We start from the raw sequence: 13,417 nt of genomic DNA, 5'->3' as shown, positions 1-13,417 counted from the left end.
AGGGCCTCCTTTATATCCCTAATAAATCCGGCAGGAAGTACGGGATATATGGGTAGGCCTGGCAATGTCTTATGAAAAAAACGCCGCCCCATGAGAAGACAGGGACTTCAGCTCCCTCTGCTCTGCATAATCCTCCCTTTGCGCCCGTGCCGGCTTCTTCGCCCTTCCTCCGCATACCATATCCTTGTTTTCACGGCATGTTTCCCTCACGGAAAACCAGTCTTTCGGACATTTGACGACATCTGATGACATCTGATGACACCTTTTTGAAAATCAGTGTTTTATTCGGATTTAGCCCATACATTTGAAGCGTCAAAGCAATTTATTAACCCCAAAAAGAAAAGGTATGGCACAAGAAAAGAGCCCGAATGGGAAGCCTAGACGAACCCGGAAACCGAAGGCCGTGAACGACGCCCCTTTGGTGGAACAGATCACCGAGCTGATGATGGTTCATAACAAGAGTGACCCGAAAGCCGGTGTACAAGTAGTCAGCGAGATCGACAAGGACGGGAAGGTCAAGACGGTTCCGGCGGACGAGAAGAATGAGAACTCATTCCTGAAATTCGACAAGAACTCGAGCATACTCGAAAACTTCATCAAGAATTTCTGGAGCCAGTTCAAGGAACCTACCCATTTCCGCCTGCTCCGCATGACCTTCCACGACTACAAGGTGAACAAGCAGGCGATCAAGGACCTGGCGGAAGGGAAAAAGACGGACGCAGTGAAGGAGTTCCTCAAACGCTACGAAATCCGTCCGAGAGAAAACAAGAAGGAACAAAGTGTAAACCAAAAAGAAAAAACAGCTATGGTAGACAAAGAGACACAACCGCAGGAACCCCTGCAACAGAGCGAGGTACAGCAGGCGGCACAGCAACAGCAGCAGCCCCAGGCTCAACAGGCAGCGCAGGAGTCACAAGGACCGCATTACCGGTATAATGAGAACATGGTCAACTGGGAGGAGTTGGAAAAGGTCGGAATCTCAAAGGCTTCGCTGGAACAGCAGGGACTCCTTGATTCCATGCTGAAGGGCTACAAGACCAACAAGCTGGTGCCCCTGACAATCCATCTTTCCGGTTTGCTGACAGCCAAACTGGATGCAAGGCTCTCACTCATCCCGCAACAGGATGGACAGGTGGGACTGGCCATTCACGGCATACGCAAGGAACCGCAGTTGGAACGCCCTTATTTCGGATTCAACTTCAGCGAGGAGGACAAGAAGAACCTGCGTGAGACCGGCAACATGGGACGTGCGGTGGAACTCAACCTGCGTGGCAGTGAGTACACCCCCTGCCTGATCTCCATCGACAAGAACACCAACGAGCTGGTCGCCGTCCGGCAGGAGCATGTCTACATCCCGCAGGAAGTGAGCGGGGTAAGACTTACGGACGAGGAGATCAGACTGCTGAAGGAGGGACAACCCGTCAAGGTGGAGGGGATGACCTCCAAGACGGGGAAGGAATTTGACGCCACGCTCCAATACAGCGCCGAGCGCAGGGGGCTGGAGTTCATCTTCCCGAAGAACCAGGTATTCAACGAGAAATCCATCGGGGGCGTACCGCTCTCACCCACCCAGATAAAGATGCTCAGCGAGGGACATACCATCCTGGTCGAGGACATGAAGTTCAAGAACAGGGACGGGGCTTTCTCCGCGTTTGTCACGATAGACCAGACGACAGGACGGCCGAATTACACCCGTCATAATCCGGAAACCGGAGAAATCTATATCCCCAAGGAGATATGCAGCGTGCAACTGACCCCCGAGGATAAGGAAACCTTACGCAAGGGGCAGGCCGTCTATCTGGAAAACATGATCAACCGTAAGGGAGAGGAATTCTCCGCGTTTGTCAAGCTGGACATGAATACCGGCAGGACGATGTACTCACGCACGCCGGACGGGTTCAACGAGCAGCAGGCGCCACGTATCCCGGCGGAGGTTTACGGCCATGTGTTCACGGCGCAGGAAAAGGCAAACCTCCAGGACGGGAAGACCCTCCTTGTCGAAGGGCTGAAAAACAATGGGCAGACGTTCAGCTCCTACCTGAAAGTAAACCCTTATTCCGGGCAGTTGCAGTATTTCCAGGAGAACCCGGATATCCGCAGGGACACTTCCCGTCGTGCGGCACAGGCGGACACCGCCCAAGGCCAGCAGCAGGAACAAAAGAATGGCGCAAAACAAGCGGTATGACCCCGATCGGAGAGAAACAAAATCAGTTTTACAAACATCAAATCCCTGAACCGTATGAATATGAATCGGAACATCCCTTATATCTATAATGTAGAAGACATTGACTGGCCCGGCCTGAAGGCCGTGGGTATCAGCAAGGAGCAACTGGAAGCGGACGGCAACCTTGACCTGTTGTTGCAAGGCAAGGAGTCGGAAATCATCCCGTTGAGACTCCGTACCCCGGTAATCAGCCTGGCCATGGATGCCACATTCAAACTGGTACCCGGTGACAACAACAGGCCAATCATGGAAATCAACGGCATCCGTCAGGAGGAATCTCCAAAGAAATAACAAAAAATAAAACAAGTTTAACATGTCCCCGTATCGCCCAATCCGGTACGGGGCATCAAAAAGAAAAAGAATATGATCGCAATAGTGACTGACAGGCCCAACGTGGGCAGAGAGATAGCAAGAGTGTTGGGAGCAGGCAGAAAGGAGAACGGCTATATGACCGGGAACGGCTACATGGTGACATGGACATACGGCAACATGCTCTCCCTGGCAATGCCGAAGGATTCAGGAACAGCCCGTGTGGAGCGGGAGGACCTTCCCCTGCTGCCGCCTTCCGTCCTGACAGTAAGGCACGTGAAGACGGATACCGGGTGGAATCCCGACATCAATGCGGTGCTCCAGTTGAAAGTGATAGCCAAGGTACTCAACGCATGCGACACCATCATCGCGGCAACCGACGCTTCCCGGGAGGGAGAGATGCTGTTCCGCCATCTTTACGGCTTTCTGGGGTGCAAACAACCCTGCCTCCGCCTCTGGATCTCGTCTCTGACGGACGAGGCCATCACGGAAGGCATGGCGAACCTCCTTCCATGTGACCGGTTCGACAACCTGTTCCTGGCGGCGGACAGCCGTAACCGGGCGGACTGGCTCCTGGGCGTCAATTCAAGCCATGCCATCTGCAAGGCGGTAGGCTTCGGGAACAACTCGCTGGGCAGGGTACAGACCCCCGTACTGGCGGAGATATGCAGACGGTACCGGGAGAGGGAGAACCACATGCCGGCTGACAGCTGGCCCGTATTCATCAGCCTATGCAAGAATGACCGTATCCTAAAGATGCGCCACGTGGACGACCTTGTGGCCCGCCGGGAGGCACTGGCATTGTACGAGGATTGCAAGGCGGCAAAGAACGCCCGCATCACAGCGGTAAGGAAACGGACGGAGGAAATCGGGGCACCGGCACTTTACAACCTGGCCGAACTGCAGAAAGACGCGAACCGTTACCACGGCCTGACGGCCATACAGGTGCAGGAGATTGCACAGAGCCTGTACGAGAAGAGGCTGATTTCCTATCCGCGCACCTCCAGTCGCCTGTTGCCGGGGGATGTATATGACACGTTGCCGCCTGTCATGGAGAAGATGCTCTCCCGCAAGGAGTTCCGACAATATGCCGGTATGGTTGACCTTGCCGCGCCGCAGGACAGCATTGGGGCACAAGACACCATGGAGCATCATGCCATCATCATTACAGGTATACAGCCCGGTAAATTGGGCCGGGAGGAAATGCAGGTTTACACGCTCATTGTCGGCAGGGTGCTTGAAACGTTCATGCCGCCCTGCAAGGTGGAATACACAACCGTCGATGCGGTGTGCGCCGCACGTAAATTCCGCATCCGTACATACCGCATCCTGGAAAAAGGATGGCTCGGAATCTTCGAGAGGGAACATATTGTCGCAAAAGGCTGTATGCCCTGCCCGATGCTGCCGGAATTTTTTCAGGAAGAGATACTGCCGGTGGCAGGGTGCAGCCTTATACATAAGAAATCGTTACCGGTCTCCCCTTATACAGACGAGGAACTGGTGGACTACATGGACAAGGCCGGACTGGGCACCGTCTCCACCCGCACGAATATCCTCCGCACGCTGCTGGAACGTAAATACATCCGTTATTCGGGTAAATATGTCGTCCCGACCCCTAAAGGGCTTTTCCTGTATGAGACGGTACGCGGTATGAAGGTGGCCGACGCCTCCCTCACCTCGGGCTGGGAAACTGAACTGGCACGGATAGAACGGGGGGAACTCTCGCAGGAAGAGTTCCTGGACGGCGTGCTGGAAACGGTAAATGAGGTGACAGGCGAGATATTCCGGAACCATCCGGTGGAAAAGCGGCCACAGGGAACCATATAAACAAATGTCAAAGCCAACAAGACAAGGGAAGTGCAGACGTCTGTCTGTACTTCCTTTTTATTTTTTATATGTGCAAGATACGTTTTTCCGATTTTAAGCGGCAAAGGTCTTGGATTGCCTCGTTTTTGCCGCAAGGCGGCCCCCTTTGGGGGCTTGGTTGGTCAAAAGAAAATCATCCTCGCTTCGCTGCGGTATTTTCTTTTGCCAAGCCTTGCGCAAAAAGGCAATCCAAGGGCCGGAGGCCTATAAAATCGGGAAAACATATCCCGATGGGATTATTCATTCTTAAAAATTTAAAGACATGAAACTGCGACTTATCGAAAACATCTGCAAGCGGACGGTCTCACTGGTCCTGCTTACGGGAATATGCCTGCTCTACAGCAAGGGAATCATTCCCGTGTATCTGCTCGTCCTGTTCCTTTTGTCGGGAACGCTCATCAGCCTCCTTTTCAGGACGTTCACCCTCATTGTAAAAATAATTATCGCCCTGACCGTCATGGGCATGCTTGTATAACCCTTAAAGCATAAAGGCATGAGAACAGCTGCATTCACCCCGCCGGCTCCAGCCATGCCGGCCGCATGGCCCGCCACAAGCCGTGTGAGACCTGTAAAAAAACGGATTCCCGATACGACAGACGGACCGAAACGTATCGGCTACTATCTGGAACCGTTGAGGGGCATCGCCTCGAATCCGGACAGGCAGAGAATCCTAAAGGATTTTTTCAAGGAAACCTATGTATAACATTTAAAATTTTACCATTATGTTTTTTCAAGCAATCAACCAAATGATCACGGCAGGCACAGACCTGAGTATCAACATCAGACGAGTAAACAACAATCTGACGGTGGCCGTTGTTCCCAGACGGTCGGGGGTAAAGGACGGGGAACGCATCGTCCCGCTCATCCTGAACGGTACGCCGGAAGAGCTGGATGCGGGCTTCCTGCAGGCTGTCGGCACGCCCGTACAGAAAGCGCAGGGCATCCTTACCAACCTGGAAGCGTTCGAGAAGCAGGCAGAACAGGCGGCCTCACAAAGCAAAGCCGCCAGGTCAGCGGCTGAGAAAGAGTCCAAGGAGGTCCGCGAGAAACGGGAAAAGATGGAAAAGCTGCTTAAGAAGGCGGAGGATGCCATGACCGGCAAACGCTATTCCGAAGCGTTGACATGGCTCAAGCAGGCTAGGATACTGGCACTTCCGGACAAGCAGAAGGAAATTGACGAGAAGATGGCGGAGGTACAGAAAAAGGCATCGGAGGGAAGCCTGTTCGGCATGGAACAACCGCCAATGCCCAAGCCGCAACCGGCGGCAGCCCCGACATCGCAATACCGAAGCGGAGAGCAAATCCCGATGTTTTTGCCCGAGCAGCCGGCTCCGGTTCCGCAACCCATTTCACAACCGCAACCGCCCCGGCCGGCTGTACATTCAGGACAGCAAACACCATTTGCCGGACAGCCGCAAACACAACCCGTACAATATACTATTTCCGCACCACAAGCGCAACCGGTCCCGCAACAGGCAGTTCCACAACCGCAAGGAATCCAATTCCATCAACCGGTACAGATGCCACAGGCACGGATGGACGGAAAGCAATGGATGCAACCGGCCTCGTCACAGTATGCACCGGCGCAGGAGACCGCAAGAACTCATGAGGAGCGTGAATACCTCCGGCAACCGCAAGAGGCTGCAATGTACAACTTCGACAAGGACTGCGAGGATGACCGGGAACTGCTCAGGGAAGACCCGTACGCGGAATATCCGGACTTCCCGAAGGAATGCCGCATGACGGACATGGCACAAATGGACATGGTATATTGTTAAACCTTATAAAAGAAGAGAAATTATGGCACTTGAAATCAAAGGATTGCAGAGAGTCTTCAAATTCAAGAAGGACTCTAAGGAACTGGTATTGAGCGACCCGAACAACGAACTGTCCGTAAACGAGGTGATGGACTTCTACTCCATGACCTATCCCGAACTGACAACGGCGACCGTTCACGGACCGGAATGGGAGGAGGACAAGGCGGTCTACCGCTTCAAGACAACCATCGGAGTGAAAGGATAATCGTATGGACAAGAGAAAGAAAAAGGAGGACAAACCATGCAGACAGCTCTCAGAATCAGCCAAGGAGAATCTGGCAGGACTCATTATCCGTTTGGCCGGCCCGTCAGACATCCGAAGAGGAACATTGGGACAAAAAAGGAGGATACTGCCGCCACCGGGAAGCGTCATGATTTTCTGACAGATAAGATTCCTCCCCTCGCACCGGATTTCTGGCATAAAGACGGATATGACGGTTCCCCGGTCAATCTCACGACACCGGAGAATTTTGACTATCTCTACCAATCGGCATCGAACTATGCCGGACTTATGGGTATAAAGCTTCCTTTCCGATACAGGAAAGGGGGCAGCCCCCGTCTGAAAATCACCGAACTGTACAAGGCGATGGACGAGAGCGTGCCGGAATGTGTCAATCTGGAAGAGAAAGAAGGAAGGCTCCATTTCTGTCTGTTCCGCCATCACGACTGGCCGGAACCCGAGCTGTTCTGGATTCCCATCGACTTTACGGAACGGCTTCCCGTACCATTGAGGAACATTGTCAAGGAGTTCATCCGGCAATTCGTCCGGCATCACGGAGTCTGCAATGTCACCGAGGCGTTTTGCTATGACTTCGCCATAGAGGAACTGGAAGACTGGGAAAACCGGGATTCCGACGCTTCCCCGAAAGAAATCAGGGCGAACAGGCGACTGGCGGATTCCTACCAGTCAGGAAAACGGGCGAAAGCGCTCAAACGGATGTCGGGAAAACCGTTCTGCAATTCTCTGGAAGAGGCTGTACGGAATTACCGGACAAAAAAGGAGAAGGAGCAAAAACTGTTGGACCTGATAAGGGAGGGCATGGCACTGATCACCCCGGAAAGCCCGAACCTCACAGACTACCTGTACGATTGGGCGTATGAGGAGGAGCGTGATTTTTACCCGGTGGGAATGGAAAGCCAGGTCATGCTGGTCTACTCTACCCGCGACACGCTGGCTGAATGCATGGAAGGGTTCATGAACTCGGACTACCAGGAGACTTATGCCCTTACACCGGTCACATACAGGTTCCTTACACCGGAAACGGACTGTCTCTTCCAAATGGACGACTACCCGGAAAAGCTTTCAAAATGGCTGGCACGTTTTACAAAACATATAGCTGACAACTTCTAAAATGAACGATATGAATGAACTGACCAATAAATTGCAACAGGTGATGGTGCCCAAGGCGGCACTGATCGCGTATGAATACCGTGAGAACCGCTATGGGAACGGAATGCATTACCTCGAACTGCATCCCATCAATGACAGGGGCAGGATGGAGGCTGCCATGCCTGTCACCTATGAGTTCATGGACTCCCTGGTGGAATCCTATACGGATGACAGGCGGAACGTGCCGCACGGGAAAATCCCCGCCAACATGCTGTGGTGTGATACCCGCAAGGGGCACGAGAGGTACATCTGGTACAATCCTCCGGGAAAACGGCGGATGTTCTTTGCCGGAAGCCTGAATATTCCTGACGGGACATTCCATGTGCCCGGCGTGATCTACAAGGTTTCCGGTGACAGGCTGGACATTTTCTCCTACAAGGGGGAAAAACCGGCGGAGAACAGCCCGCTTTTCCTCGCCCCTTTCTTCAATGTCACGGGCAGCAGTGTCTGTCTGGGAAACGCCGCGTTGACTCCCCCGGAAGACATGACTTTCTCAAAACTCCTCGAGTATTGGGAAAAACGTTTCTGGCTCAGCGAGTTCTCCCATCTGGGAGGAAGCAGGAACCCGACCGGAAGCAACCTGGTCTCGGTAACGGAAAAGGCACGCGCCAATCCGTTTGACGAGAACGAACTGAAACCCATGAGCAAACAACTTAAAGACTTACTGGCATGAAAAAGATTCATTATACAGACAGATACCTGCTCAATCCCTACCATCCCGTGACCGTCTTCGTAATCGGTGCGGGCGGAACAGGCTCACAGGTGGCCACCGGCCTGGCGCGGATGAGCGTGGCATTACAGGCGCTAGGACATCCGGGACTGCACGTGACGGTCTTTGACCCCGATACCGTCACGGAAGCGAACATCGGACGCCAGCTGTTCAGCGGATCGGAACTCGGATTGAACAAGGCAGCGGCACTCGCGACCCGCATCAACCGTTTTTTCGGCTTCTCGTGGGAGGCAAAGGGGCAGCGTTATCCGCTGAAAGCCTCCGCAGACCGGGAAGAACCCGCCCTGGCGAACATCATCGTCACCTGTACCGACAACACCCGCTCCAGGATGAACCTCTGGCGGTTCCTGAAGAAACACAGGGAACACACTTCCAACAACGAGCGGTCGCCCATATACTGGATGGACTTCGGCAACGCCCGGACCACCGGACAGGTCCTGATAGGGAACATCCGTGGCAAGATTCTCCAGCCCGTCTCCAACGAGTACCTGCCCATTCCCCGCATGAACGTCATTACCGAAGAGGTACGCTACTCCACCATCAAGGAAAAGGATTCGGGACCGAGCTGCTCGCTGGCGGAAGCCTTGCAGAAGCAGGACCTTTTCATCAATTCCATACTGGCACAAACCGGCTGCGACATCCTGTGGCGTATGCTCAGGGAAGGAAGGACATTCTACCGGGGTGCCTATCTCAATCTCGATACGCTACGGATTAATCCCATTCCGGTATAGACAACAACCGTCAGCTTCCTTTTATGCATCCTTGCCATGCATAAAAGGAAACTGACGGTTCCTGATTGTTCCCGCCATGCGGTTCAGTCTTTCAGCCGCACGGCACTTGCCACTCCCTTGTCTGTCATGACCAGCTCGTACCTGTCCAGCCTTTCATAAAGTTTGCCCAATGTCTTGCATCCATATCTTCTGACCTTGAATTTGGGCATCATTTTTTTCAATGCGCCGCCGATCAGCGAAAGGGACACCTCCCCTTTACCGTCAGCCGCTTGCTCAAAAGCCTTGTCAAAATACTCCATGTCCCTTTGGATAAAAAATTCGGGAGTATTGTCCGAAACCCTGTTTTCCTTCCGGTCGGCATACAGGAACACGGAACAGGACCGCACCAATGATACGGGAGTCTTATCCTCCCCATATCCCAGCACCTTCAATCCGGCCTCACGTATCCGTTGGGCAAGCAGGCTGTAGTCACCGTCACTGGCTACCAGACAGAAACAGTCCGCCCGACCGTCACGAAGAATGTCCATCGCGTCTATGACCAGCGCGATATCGGTCGTGTTCTTTCCGGGAGCATGGGAGGAAGCCTGTACAAGCCTGAATCCATGCTCCCGGGCAATTCCCTTCCATGCGGAAAGCGCTTTTCTCGTCCAATCTCCATAAATTCGTCTCACAACGGCATCCCCATAACGGGAAACAAAGCCCATTATATCCTCCATCTTCTCAAAGGAGGCGTTATCCCCGTCAATAAGGACCGCAACGGCATATCTAGAATTGGTATTTGTCTTCATAACAACTGTTTATGAAACAAAGTTAGCATAACTTCCGCATATTGATACTCCCACGCTCATTTTTTCTTTCCGCGTTTCAGCAAGAATTCCTGTATTTCCGAGCTTCTGTAGAAGTTTTTTCCGTTATCGTCCGTCTGGTAATAGCGGATCAGCCCCTTTTCCCGGTAACGGGCGACTGTCCGCAACGACACGTTGAGCAGCCTGGCTATGTCATAATTGTCCAACAGCTCGTCCCCGTTCATGAAATCCTTCACACGCCCCATCCTGTCCAGTTTCTTTTCTATGCGGTCAAAACCTTCCACTATGGTCATTATCATTTTCTCAAGCACTTCATTGTCTATATACATCATGGCGTATCTCTCCTGTCTTTTAAAGGTTCTTACTGAAATACCCTTTCTTGTGCGCACTTTCGAGAGTATATGCCATCTTTAGTGAAAAATCTATGCCGGAGTGCCGGTATTAACTTAATTGCATATTACATCTTATTTATAATCAAGTGAATAGTATTGCGTAATTTTTATCAGTGGATGGTAAGCGTAAAATTTTGAAGTGTAAAACTGTAAAGTCCGTAATGTAAACTTTACAATTTACAGATACCACTCCGCCTATATTCTTAAAACCGGGTAAACTGAAGACGTTTCCACACAAGGTATTCAACATATATGGTTGATAATATTTATTTCAGAGCATTTTCCTGAAGTTTGCCCCTGCAACCCTTTGTTACATATGACGTTTAATGACATCTGATGTCATTTGACGACATCCTTTTGGACATGAATATTCCCTTTCATATTTTCGTATCCGACAAAAATGAAGTTTATGGAGTTTGTATGTATCGAGGCTAAAACATTCATGGAAATGAATGAGGCTCTGGAAGCCGTTGTAAAAAAAATGTGTGAAACATGCGGAAGTTGCGTATCCGGTATGGACGACTGGATTGACAACCAGGAGGCTTGCATGCTCATGGACGTCTCTCCCGGAAAGATGTTGCAGCTTCGCAGAAGCAGTGCCATCCCTTACAGTCATATAGACCGTAAGGTGTATTACAAGCGTCAGGATATTATCCGTTTTATGGAAAACAATATTCACCGTATAACCCTTTAGAAGTGCTATGATTCAATCCCTGTTAACCAAAGAAACCCCGGAAATCATTCGTTTTTTCCGGAACATAGACAGCCTGTCCGAAATGCTGGACAAGCAGGAGGAGAAATTACGTCCGGTTCTGAACGGAGAACGTTACATTACGGACCGTGAGCTTGCCGAACAGTTGAAACTGACACGCAGGACGCTGGCAGAGTACAGAATAAACGGCAAACTGCCTTACTACAAAATAGGAGGCAAACTATTATACAAGGAAAAGGACATCCTTGCTTTGTTGGAAAAAAACAGAATGGAAGCTTTTGATGTATAACCCCACATGTTCACAAATGCCAGACATGTTTAATTAGAAAAATGAAATATTAGGTATCAACGATTTTGCAACTTTAACGCCCCGAAAAATCAGCCTTTTTCGGGGCGTTAAAGTTGGGCTAGCAAGCACACTACTTATGAACAAGGTAGCTTTTTACCGTGGAATCAAAGCTTTCCGTCATTTCCGCATTACCTTTTCATACCAGTCACACTCGGAGCGAAAACCATAGAAAGATTTTCCGTCTCCACCCAAATCCCACGGAGAAGTCAATTCGATGGAGAAAAAAGGCAGTCGCTCATAACTTTCCTGGTGCATCAGTACTTTCACTTTTCGTCTGAACCGCTTGGATGCCACTTTCTTTCCCTTCTTCTGAGACTTGCAGCAACAATTAACCCCAGCCGGGAACTTTTTTCTTGATCTGCTCATTTTGATGTAATATTTTGAAGCATGCGGTTGGCTTACCCTCATGTTTCCGTTAAACATTACATCTTCTTTTCTATTTGTACCATACTTTACATCTGTTTTCAAACAATCAGTCTGCAAATATACCATTTTTTAGAAGCTAATTAGAAGCAAAAGACTTATCTTTGTCATAATTACGTGTTGACAAGTCAAATGGAAAGCCAAAAACCGAACTGTAACCTATTATACACTATAACATGGCAAAAAAGAAAAACAGCATAAAGAAAGAAAAAATAATCGAGGTTTTACAGCAGATACCCGAAAAGGATTTGCGTTCCTTCTTAGAGAAAATAATATGTAGACCGGTTGTCAAGGCCCGGTTCCTAAAGGAATTCGATGCCTATTTCATAAACAAAAAATCCGCCGATGTATACATCGAGCAGATTATTGGTGTCTTTCACGACTCCAAAGAGGAATATGGATGCATTTCTTTCAACAAACAGTCAGAATTGTCCGGCAAAATGTATGACGTAATGCCGGACTTTACTGGAAAAGTTATCCAAAGTTCAATCCTGACTGATTAAACATAAATCTTGAAGTATGAATATTGACTTTGTTTTCTCCTGGGCTGAAAATGAACAAGGCAAGATGGTCCATGTTGACAACGTGCCCAGAGGTATTCAATGCGGATGCAAGTGTCCTTATTGTCACGAACGCTTGCTTGCCCGTCACGGTGAAGTGAGACAGCACGGTTTTGCCCATCACAGTGATACACGTGGAGCCAACCTTAAGATATGCTATGTGGTCACCATGTATAAATTGGCAGAGCAGATTATTCAAAACGCAAAACGTATTCATGCACCTTCTTATTATGGAATATTTCCTGAAATGGATATTGAATTCGTTGATGTACGAATTGACAGTTGCTTTGAACGGGCAGATAAACAACCGGACGTAATTGCGACAACAAAAGAAGGTCAGCAATATCTTATTGAATTCCTTTTCCAGTACAAGATCCAACACAAGACCGCTATTGATTATAAGAACATGAATTGCTTGGAAATAGACCTTTCCAACCAAAGTCTGGAAACACTGGAATCTTTTCTGTTATCTTCTTCAAAGGACAGGAAATGGATGAATAACGTGACTTATTTTTCTCAAGTAGGATCTTTGTACAACAAGGCCGGAAAGCCCGTACGGGTGGTTGATGAATCTGAATGCAGGCAATGTGAATTGGGATGTTCGTACCATTGTGCAGGTGTTCCTGTTTACAGTTTGACAGGTATAAATCAATACTTAGTCATTGAAGAAAGCGGACATAAATATAGGCTCTGCAAGTCTGAGTTATTCCAAAATTACCAGCAAGAATATGAACGTATTAAATCCGAGAACGAGAGAAAGGAACGAATCAAAGAGAAGGAAAGGTCAGAAGCTGAAGCAAGAAAGAAAAAGGAGGAAGAAGAGCTGAAAATCTCCATAGAAAAACGTAAAGCTGAATTAGCAGAAAAACGTAGAATAATTGATGAGCAGGAAGCATTGTCAGACCCTTCGTCGCGCACTTGTTTTCAATGCGAATACAATCTCCAGTGGGCTAACCGTAATGGTTATGCCAATTGCGGAGCATGGAAAAGTATAAGTGTTCCTCAAAAAACGCCTCCCAGTTGTGCCCGAGCATGTAAGCGGTTTAGAAGAATTATTTCATAATTTTCTTTCTCGATCTCTATTTTTAACTGTCATTGTACTGATAAC

18 protein-coding genes are annotated in these 13,417 nt (G+C 49.8%); 14 read left to right on the top strand and 4 right to left on the bottom strand.

The features are described from left to right. Positions 1 to 69: 69 nt before the first annotated feature. Positions 70 to 252: a hypothetical protein gene (locus NQ542_RS10320; RefSeq protein ID WP_005636829.1), complete on the bottom strand. Its 183-nt coding sequence runs from the start codon at positions 250 to 252 to the stop codon at positions 70 to 72. A 94-nt stretch (positions 253 to 346) separates the two neighbouring features. Here NQ542_RS10320 and NQ542_RS10315 point away from each other — a divergent pair, with 94 nt between their 5' ends. The 10 genes from NQ542_RS10315 (at position 347) to NQ542_RS10270 (ending at position 9,067) form a co-directional block, all read left to right on the top strand. After that, positions 347 to 2,185: a DUF3945 domain-containing protein gene (locus tag NQ542_RS10315; protein ID WP_005636827.1), complete on the top strand. Its 1,839-nt coding sequence runs from the start codon at positions 347 to 349 to the stop codon at positions 2,183 to 2,185. 54 nt (positions 2,186 to 2,239) lie between these two features. Beyond that, positions 2,240 to 2,515 (top strand): DUF4099 domain-containing protein, encoded by a 276-nt coding sequence (locus NQ542_RS10310; protein WP_005636825.1) that lies wholly within the window; start codon positions 2,240 to 2,242, stop codon positions 2,513 to 2,515. A 72-nt stretch (positions 2,516 to 2,587) separates the two neighbouring features. Further along, positions 2,588 to 4,360, top strand: a complete 1,773-nt coding sequence (locus NQ542_RS10305) for a DNA topoisomerase (protein ID WP_005636823.1) — start codon at positions 2,588 to 2,590, stop codon at positions 4,358 to 4,360. Between the two features lie 301 nt (positions 4,361 to 4,661). Further along, entirely contained in the window at positions 4,662 to 4,874 is a 213-nt protein-coding gene (locus tag NQ542_RS10300; RefSeq protein WP_005636819.1) for a hypothetical protein, read from the top strand. A gap of 18 nt (positions 4,875 to 4,892) precedes the next feature. Beyond that, positions 4,893 to 5,102 (top strand): hypothetical protein, encoded by a 210-nt coding sequence (locus NQ542_RS10295; RefSeq protein ID WP_005636817.1) that lies wholly within the window; start codon positions 4,893 to 4,895, stop codon positions 5,100 to 5,102. A 19-nt stretch (positions 5,103 to 5,121) separates the two neighbouring features. After that, positions 5,122 to 6,177 (top strand): PRTRC system protein E, encoded by a 1,056-nt coding sequence (locus tag NQ542_RS10290; protein WP_005636815.1) that lies wholly within the window; start codon positions 5,122 to 5,124, stop codon positions 6,175 to 6,177. A 22-nt stretch (positions 6,178 to 6,199) separates the two neighbouring features. Beyond that, positions 6,200 to 6,421 (top strand): PRTRC system protein C, encoded by a 222-nt coding sequence (locus NQ542_RS10285; protein WP_005636813.1) that lies wholly within the window; start codon positions 6,200 to 6,202, stop codon positions 6,419 to 6,421. A 36-nt stretch (positions 6,422 to 6,457) separates the two neighbouring features. Then, positions 6,458 to 7,567: a hypothetical protein gene (locus NQ542_RS10280; RefSeq protein WP_005636810.1), complete on the top strand. Its 1,110-nt coding sequence runs from the start codon at positions 6,458 to 6,460 to the stop codon at positions 7,565 to 7,567. Positions 7,568 to 7,577: 10 nt separating this feature from the next. Then, positions 7,578 to 8,279: a prokaryotic E2 ligase family D protein gene (locus NQ542_RS10275; protein WP_011965215.1), complete on the top strand. Its 702-nt coding sequence runs from the start codon at positions 7,578 to 7,580 to the stop codon at positions 8,277 to 8,279. Then, positions 8,276 to 9,067 (top strand): PRTRC system ThiF family protein, encoded by a 792-nt coding sequence (locus tag NQ542_RS10270; protein WP_005636807.1) that lies wholly within the window; start codon positions 8,276 to 8,278, stop codon positions 9,065 to 9,067. Before NQ542_RS10275 ends, NQ542_RS10270 begins: the two co-directional genes overlap by 4 nt. Before the next feature lie 83 nt (positions 9,068 to 9,150). On the opposite strand, the gene NQ542_RS10265 is transcribed toward NQ542_RS10270, so the two are convergent. Together NQ542_RS10265 and NQ542_RS10260 are read right to left on the bottom strand one after the other, a co-directional pair. After that, complete coding sequence (locus NQ542_RS10265) at positions 9,151 to 9,855, bottom strand: NYN domain-containing protein (RefSeq protein WP_005636805.1); 705 nt, start codon at positions 9,853 to 9,855, stop codon at positions 9,151 to 9,153. 56 nt (positions 9,856 to 9,911) lie between these two features. Continuing rightward, a complete protein-coding gene (locus NQ542_RS10260; protein WP_005636803.1) occupies positions 9,912 to 10,205 on the bottom strand; it encodes a helix-turn-helix domain-containing protein in 294 nt (97 codons plus the stop codon). A gap of 469 nt (positions 10,206 to 10,674) precedes the next feature. Here NQ542_RS10260 and NQ542_RS10255 point away from each other — a divergent pair, with 469 nt between their 5' ends. Both NQ542_RS10255 and NQ542_RS10250 read left to right on the top strand, forming a co-directional pair. Next, on the top strand, positions 10,675 to 10,959 hold the full coding sequence (locus NQ542_RS10255; protein ID WP_032558344.1) for a helix-turn-helix domain-containing protein: 285 nt from the start codon (positions 10,675 to 10,677) through the stop codon (positions 10,957 to 10,959). A 7-nt stretch (positions 10,960 to 10,966) separates the two neighbouring features. Next, a complete protein-coding gene (locus tag NQ542_RS10250; RefSeq protein WP_005636800.1) occupies positions 10,967 to 11,266 on the top strand; it encodes a helix-turn-helix domain-containing protein in 300 nt (99 codons plus the stop codon). A gap of 177 nt (positions 11,267 to 11,443) precedes the next feature. Here the strand turns inward: NQ542_RS10250 and NQ542_RS10245 are convergent, their stop codons facing one another. Next, complete coding sequence (locus tag NQ542_RS10245) at positions 11,444 to 11,692, bottom strand: hypothetical protein (protein WP_227945676.1); 249 nt, start codon at positions 11,690 to 11,692, stop codon at positions 11,444 to 11,446. A gap of 233 nt (positions 11,693 to 11,925) precedes the next feature. On the opposite strand from NQ542_RS10245, the gene NQ542_RS10240 reads away from it, so the two are divergent. Continuing rightward, complete coding sequence (locus NQ542_RS10240) at positions 11,926 to 12,252, top strand: hypothetical protein (protein WP_005636798.1); 327 nt, start codon at positions 11,926 to 11,928, stop codon at positions 12,250 to 12,252. 16 nt (positions 12,253 to 12,268) lie between these two features. Further along, entirely contained in the window at positions 12,269 to 13,372 is a 1,104-nt protein-coding gene (locus NQ542_RS10235) for a hypothetical protein (RefSeq protein WP_005636797.1), read from the top strand. The last annotated feature ends 45 nt before the right edge of the window (positions 13,373 to 13,417 follow it).

The organism is Parabacteroides merdae ATCC 43184 (assembly GCF_025151215.1).
In the GTDB taxonomy this organism is placed as follows: Bacteria; Bacteroidota; Bacteroidia; order Bacteroidales; family Tannerellaceae; genus Parabacteroides; species Parabacteroides merdae.
The sequence above is the reverse complement of the archived record's forward strand: the minus strand, read 5'-3'. Positions and strand labels throughout refer to the sequence as shown.

Bases quoted from the DNA above. Each gene is read 5' to 3' on its own strand.
- NQ542_RS10295 (WP_005636817.1), top strand. From the start codon at position 4,893: ATGAGAACAGCTGCATTCACCCCGCCGGCTCCAGCCATGCCGGCCGCA.
- NQ542_RS10245 (WP_227945676.1), bottom strand. From the start codon at position 11,692: ATGAGCAGATCAAGAAAAAAGTTCCCGGCTGGGGTTAATTGTTGCTGC.
- NQ542_RS10310 (WP_005636825.1), top strand. From the start codon at position 2,240: ATGAATATGAATCGGAACATCCCTTATATCTATAATGTAGAAGACATT.
- NQ542_RS10235 (WP_005636797.1), top strand. From the start codon at position 12,269: ATGAATATTGACTTTGTTTTCTCCTGGGCTGAAAATGAACAAGGCAAG.
- NQ542_RS10320 (WP_005636829.1), bottom strand. From the start codon at position 252: ATGTCATCAGATGTCGTCAAATGTCCGAAAGACTGGTTTTCCGTGAGG.
- NQ542_RS10300 (WP_005636819.1), top strand. From the start codon at position 4,662: ATGAAACTGCGACTTATCGAAAACATCTGCAAGCGGACGGTCTCACTG.
- NQ542_RS10255 (WP_032558344.1), top strand. From the start codon at position 10,675: ATGGAGTTTGTATGTATCGAGGCTAAAACATTCATGGAAATGAATGAG.
- NQ542_RS10285 (WP_005636813.1), top strand. From the start codon at position 6,200: ATGGCACTTGAAATCAAAGGATTGCAGAGAGTCTTCAAATTCAAGAAG.
- NQ542_RS10290 (WP_005636815.1), top strand. From the start codon at position 5,122: ATGTTTTTTCAAGCAATCAACCAAATGATCACGGCAGGCACAGACCTG.
- NQ542_RS10270 (WP_005636807.1), top strand. From the start codon at position 8,276: ATGAAAAAGATTCATTATACAGACAGATACCTGCTCAATCCCTACCAT.
- NQ542_RS10315 (WP_005636827.1), top strand. From the start codon at position 347: ATGGCACAAGAAAAGAGCCCGAATGGGAAGCCTAGACGAACCCGGAAA.
- NQ542_RS10250 (WP_005636800.1), top strand. From the start codon at position 10,967: ATGATTCAATCCCTGTTAACCAAAGAAACCCCGGAAATCATTCGTTTT.
- NQ542_RS10280 (WP_005636810.1), top strand. From the start codon at position 6,458: ATGCAGACAGCTCTCAGAATCAGCCAAGGAGAATCTGGCAGGACTCAT.
- NQ542_RS10305 (WP_005636823.1), top strand. From the start codon at position 2,588: ATGATCGCAATAGTGACTGACAGGCCCAACGTGGGCAGAGAGATAGCA.
- NQ542_RS10260 (WP_005636803.1), bottom strand. From the start codon at position 10,205: ATGATGTATATAGACAATGAAGTGCTTGAGAAAATGATAATGACCATA.
- NQ542_RS10265 (WP_005636805.1), bottom strand. From the start codon at position 9,855: ATGAAGACAAATACCAATTCTAGATATGCCGTTGCGGTCCTTATTGAC.
- NQ542_RS10275 (WP_011965215.1), top strand. From the start codon at position 7,578: ATGAATGAACTGACCAATAAATTGCAACAGGTGATGGTGCCCAAGGCG.
- NQ542_RS10240 (WP_005636798.1), top strand. From the start codon at position 11,926: ATGGCAAAAAAGAAAAACAGCATAAAGAAAGAAAAAATAATCGAGGTT.